Origin of the sequence: Limnospira sp. PMC 1279.21, from assembly GCF_032349615.1 — a bacterium.
Lineage (GTDB): Bacteria > Cyanobacteriota > Cyanobacteriia > Cyanobacteriales > Microcoleaceae > Limnospira > Limnospira fusiformis.
Genome location: NZ_JARPLU010000246.1, coordinates 1 through 5,008, shown reverse-complemented (window position 1 = coordinate 5,008; position 5,008 = coordinate 1). Strand labels below are relative to the sequence as shown.

Here is a 5,008-nt window from a genome sequence, read left to right as displayed (position 1 = left end):
ATAGGAGGTTATTTCAGGCATTGCAGCCTTATTTGACTCCTAAACGTCTCGCACATTATAGTTATTTTAACATTGATTGGGGATTATCCTATAGATAATTGGGGGCATCACCCTAATTAATTGTGTCCCAGAGGTATAATTGATTAATTAAATGCTGATTTAATCACCCACCCAAATTATGAATATACCCGCTTTAGTGAATGTGGCTATCGGTCTGTTTTTTATTTACCTGATTTTTAGTCTTTTCGTCTCAAATTTACAGGAACTTATTGCCTCTTATTTGTTTGACTGGCGCGCCAAAAATCTGAAAGCATCTATTCAGAGTATTTTGGGGGAACCCATGACCGAAAAGATTTATAATCATCCTTTAATCGGGTCTTTACAAGATTATAAAATTGATAGATTTAACCGGGGTGTGGGTCCTTCTTATATTCCTGATGATACCTTTTCTTTGGCGTTGATTAGTGTGTTGATGGAAACGGCGGGACAAGAATCAAAAATTGTCACTTTATCTGTGGATGATTTTAAGGAGGCGATCGCTTCTCAACCCGTCGCCAAAATTCTCAAGCCGGAACATATAGGATTAATGCGATCGCTCGCTAATCAAGCACAAATTAATTGCTTTGAAAATGATTTTATTAAGGCTTTAGAAAATCAAATAATGGCATGGTTTAATCAATCAATGGAACGCGCTTCTGGTGTATTTAAGCGTCGCGTTAATTTGATGATTTTAGCACTCGGATTTTGTGTGGCTGTCATCATGAATGTGGATAGCATAAATATTGCTAACCGCCTCTCTTTAGAACCTGTCATTCGCCAACAAGTTAGCCAAGATATTCAGATAATTTTAAGTGATAGTGAGTCCTGGCAAAACTATATCAATTGTTTAAGTCAAAATTCCTTAGATAAAAACGACTGTGAAACCATTGTCAGTCGCGATTTTATCAAGATAGCACAAGAGAAACTCTTAGCTCTTCCTTTGGGTTGGAGTTCCGCTAATTTAGCCTACCAATTCGGCGGTGAAATTTCGGGATTGACAATTCTTAGAGTCATTGGTGGTTGGCTATTAACAGCGATCGCTATATCCATGGGTTCTTCATTTTGGTTTGATCTCCTCAACCGATTGATTAATGTTCGCAACGGGGGCAAAAAACCAGATGATACATAACAGTAAATAGTTAACCGTGACAAGTTATCAATTCACATTAGTTGTGGCTTCACTATGATTAAGGCTCGTATTTCTTTTGGGTACTAACAAAAAATAGGTAATCATTTTACCTTTCCCTTTGACATCTATCATCTCTCGCTTTTCAAATAAATACTGATGTTGTAGGAGTTGATAAGTATCCTCAGAAACATGAATTTTACCAGGTACGCCATGGGACTCCATGGGAGATGCAGTGTTAACCGTATCACCCCATAAATCATAAATAAATTTTTTCAAACCAATCACACCCGCCACTACTGGTCCGCTGTGAATACCGATGCGGATACTTAATGTTCGGCTTTGTGTCTTATTTAATTCAGCCATAACTTTTTGCATATTAATAGCCATTTCCGCAATAGCAATAGCATGATCATCTCGACGGTGTGGGAGTCCTCCCACTACCATATAAGCATCTCCAATAGTTTTAATTTTTTCCAATCCATAGGCTTCTGTAAGCATATCAAAAGCCGAAAAAATTTTGTTTAAAAAGTTGACTAAATCCACAGGAGAAAGTTCCGATCCTAACTGGGTAAAACCGACAATATCAGCACATAATACTGTAACTTCCGCAAAAATTTCCGCTACCCGGTTGTTGTTTCAGCTTATCAGCAATTTTTTTAGGCAATATATTAAGTAAAAGACGTTCCGTTTGTTCTCGCTCATGCTGTCAAGCTGCTTCTGTTAATAAGCGTTCCGTAATGTCCCGTAAAATGGCTCATGTGGCGATCGCTTTACCATTTTATAATTTACAATTAATACTACCTTCTACGGAAATTTTCTGACCATCTTTAGTAATTAATTCTGCTTTAATATAATTGACCAACTCTCCCGCCATTATGCGAGCTAAAATCTGCAAAAAATGAAATTTATTATCAGGATGAATCATATCAAAAATAGTGATATTAGATATTTCAGATTCAGTATATCCCAGGGTTTCTTTCCAAGCTCTATTGACATAGATAAAATGACCATCCATCCCAAAAGACTGAATTAAATCACTAGCATTTTCAAATAAATCTCGATATTTTCCTTCACTTTCCGCTAACGCTAGTAATAACAGGATAGTTTCGTTCGTACTTTGAACTAATTTATGCTCTAAAACCATTCTATCTGTCACATCAGAAAAAAAGATAATTAGCTGATATTCTTGTTTCTGATCATCATAATAGCGATTGACAAAAAAATCTAAGTAAAGGGGGGAGTTGGGGTCAGGAAAACGACCAATTGCTTTTAGTTAAAAAGATGGTAACTCTCCCCGCAATACCTCTATTAACATCTCCTCAGTTCCGAATAGTTCTGGTAAACCATTGCGGATATCTTCACCCGGTTTAAATTGCTCCGGTTCCTCAGAAAAACGATCCACGTTGGTTGACACTTCACAGATGGTTAAATTAGCATCAACAATTAAATATTCTAAGTGATGGGGAACTACAATTTGGGAGCCAAGTTGCTTCATATAATCCTCTGGTATATTCAATCTTGTTTGAGACCCTGATTTTCACTAATTATACCTGATTCGCGCCCTCCTAAAATTGGGAATGATTAAATTTTAACCACCATACTGTAAGCCAATTTTTGGAATATTTCATCCACATAATCACCGGTTTTAGCCGAAGTTTGATAAATACCCAGGGCTTTTTCGGCAACCGGTTGGGGTACATATTGAGTCAATTTTTCCAGGTCTTTTTCCGCCACTAAGTCAGCCTTATTTAAGGCTACAATTATTTCACATTTCGGGTTCATATATGAAAACAAATTCAAGTGTTCAATTAACCGCTCAATAGTTTCTTGGCGACTGAGATCGGCTACCAAAATCACCCCACTGGCTCCCTGTAGGTAAGAAGGCGCAATGGCTTTAAATTTGGTGTGCTCTTCTATATCCCAAATTAACAACTGTAAATTAACCGTTTCTTGCTGTTTGACGTTCTGTAATTCAACCGCTTTGCGGGAAATTTTCACCCCCACTGTTGACAGATATTGGTCGCTGAATTGACGATCTACAAAACGCCGAATTAGGCTGGTTTTTCCCACACTGAAATCACCAACCATACACATTTTTTTAGAAATTGTAGACATTTGATTAAGGTTGTTCTCCCTGGTTATCGTCTGGGTTGTCTATTATTTCAAATACCACAGTTCTCCCCAATAAGAAAGGCTGATGAGATATAACATCTGTAGGTGGCTGGGCGTTACCTACTATCTCTAGGCGCTTGGGGTCGATTCCTTGTTTGGTCAAAGCGTCGCGAACTGCTGTCGCTCGATTGAGGGCTAATTGCTGATTTATAGCAGCACTTCCCCTGAGATCTGTATGACCAATAATTCTCAGCGACAGTTTTGGATACTGATCCAAAAATTCTGTTATTCTGGTTATGATTTTCATATCCTGGGGGTTAATTTGTGCTGAACCGAAATTAAAGTAGATGCGATTTTCTATGCGGACTGGATCTATTTTTAAGGTGCTAAAAACTGATTTGACGCCGGGAATATTATCAAAGGCAGCGGGAATTATTTGAGCATCTCTCATGTGTCTGACTTGACCACTAATAATAACTTGGCGATCGCTATAATTGCTTTCAATATTAACGCAAGCCATTTCATTGCAAATCCCCGTCATGCGTTCCACTTCTCCAGCCGTTACTATAGGCTCTGGCGGTACATCAACAGCGATAATTTGGTTATCTATCTGCAAGTCAGAAGCCGTATATACAGCTAAGTTTTCCGCTAATTCCCGTAATCTTTCATTAGGAACCTTTCCACTCAGTCTTAATTGCTCACCTTCCACTGAGACAGCAATCTTATAAATCGCTAACTCAGGAGTTGCCGCTAGGGTTTGGGCGGTTTTATCTGCTATGCGTCTTTGTAGGTATTCTTGATAAGAAAAATATCCCCAGGGAATTAAAATTAACAACCCGCTCAATACCCCTAAACTGATTAGAGCCACAGGTACTCGCTTCAGTCTTTGTTCACTTACAAATTGAATTAAACTTTCTAATAACTGATGTACAGCAATCGGAATATTGTCGCGATCGCCATCAAAATTCTCGATCAATTCTCCGTAATCTCAAACAATTATACCCATAGTTTGTCGCATTTTTGTGATAAATTCTGGGCTGGGTTCCCCTTTAGTTACCACAGCGAAATAACAGTAACCTGCCACCTCTAGGATGATTTTAGAATTCCCATACTCAATCTCATTTAGTTCTGAATAATTATTAATTTGGACAATGCAATCATTCACAAAACTGCGAATAGCAGTTAACATCCCTGCCACCATTTCTGACTCAAGGCTATAGCTACCAGAAGCCTGCACCTCCGAAATCACTAACCCTGAGTTTTTATGAATTAAAAATATGGCTTGAACTGCAAAAGGTATAGATTCTTGAAGGATTAATTCTGCTTCCGAAACCCCCTTAACTTTAGCTTTAATTTTCCGCGCCACTCCCTCCACACTAAAAGCATTAGCTACTTTGTCGTTAATATTCTGAACAGCCTCGGCTAGATATTTACTGATGGTATTACCAATCACCGGATATAAAGCATCTACCATCGCATCACTTTCTAGGCGAATTTGCTCCTTAATAGCTTTACCCATTTCTGGCGCTAAAGCATTAGCTATGGCATTTTGATCTAATTTTCTTTGCTCACGAAGAGCGATCGCTATTTCCTGCGCTAAAGCCTTCGCCACTTCTTCCGGGCAGTTTTTCATGTGCTGAGAAATAGCCCCAGGTAATAAATCAGCGATCGCACTACAGCCTTTATCTCAATCATTAAGCACAGTAACAACACTTGGTAAACCAGTTA

The 5,008-nt window shown here is 38.5% G+C and carries 5 protein-coding genes and 1 pseudogene; 1 reads left to right on the top strand and 5 read right to left on the bottom strand.

Translation table 11 applies throughout. The features are described 5' to 3' along the window. Positions 1-178: 178 nt before the first annotated feature. A complete protein-coding gene (locus P5683_RS22610) occupies positions 179-1,168 on the top strand; it encodes a hypothetical protein (RefSeq protein ID WP_187758717.1) in 990 nt (329 codons plus the stop codon). Between the two features lie 27 nt (positions 1,169-1,195). On the opposite strand, the pseudogene P5683_RS26560 reads toward P5683_RS22610, so the two are convergent. The 5 genes and pseudogenes from P5683_RS26560 to P5683_RS22580 form a co-directional block, all read right to left on the bottom strand. Continuing rightward, positions 1,196-2,255: pseudogene (locus tag P5683_RS26560) on the bottom strand (adenylate/guanylate cyclase domain-containing protein); the annotation flags it as partial. A 186-nt stretch (positions 2,256-2,441) separates the two neighbouring features. Then, a complete protein-coding gene (locus P5683_RS22595; protein ID WP_006669242.1) occupies positions 2,442-2,663 on the bottom strand; it encodes a hypothetical protein in 222 nt (73 codons plus the stop codon). Between the two features lie 86 nt (positions 2,664-2,749). After that, positions 2,750-3,283, bottom strand: coding sequence for a Rab family GTPase (locus P5683_RS22590; protein WP_006624149.1), 534 nt, complete (start codon positions 3,281-3,283; stop codon positions 2,750-2,752). A gap of 4 nt (positions 3,284-3,287) precedes the next feature. Then, positions 3,288-4,256 (bottom strand): OmpA family protein, encoded by a 969-nt coding sequence (locus P5683_RS22585; RefSeq protein ID WP_006624148.1) that lies wholly within the window; start codon positions 4,254-4,256, stop codon positions 3,288-3,290. Positions 4,257-4,268: 12 nt separating this feature from the next. After that, a complete protein-coding gene (locus P5683_RS22580) occupies positions 4,269-4,913 on the bottom strand; it encodes a hypothetical protein (RefSeq protein ID WP_006624147.1) in 645 nt (214 codons plus the stop codon). Positions 4,914-5,008 lie beyond the last annotated feature (95 nt).